1 protein-coding gene is annotated in these 256 nt (G+C 35.2%); it reads right to left on the bottom strand.

Going from position 1 to position 256, the window contains the following annotated elements; all coding sequences use genetic code 11:
• Nucleotides 1-256 (bottom strand): RNB domain-containing ribonuclease (locus PU683_RS22305; RefSeq protein ID WP_277174704.1); only part of this gene is annotated, 256 nt, incomplete at both ends.

Raw genomic sequence — 256 nt, 5'->3', positions numbered from 1 at the left:
ATACCAGTTTTAGCGTGTTCTGCTAAAAATCTCGCACAACAAATATTGGCGATAATCATCGATTCTTCAATAATTTGGTTAGCAATGCGACGATATTCAACATGGATATCTTTTACTTCGCCATCTTCAGCTAACTCAAATTTATTATCGCCCGATTCTTTAAATAATAAGGCATTTTTTGCACGCCATTGAATACGTGCTTGAGTGAATTGATGCAACCAATCAATTTGTTGTTTAACTTCATCTGATTCTGGCT

It is taken from the genome of Candidatus Kosakonia sp. 282A-S69 (assembly GCF_029433855.1).
In the GTDB taxonomy this organism is placed as follows: Bacteria; Pseudomonadota; Gammaproteobacteria; order Enterobacterales; family Enterobacteriaceae; genus Kosakonia; species Kosakonia cowanii_A.
Note: the sequence above shows the minus strand (reverse complement) of the source record. Positions and strands in the feature narration are given on the sequence as shown.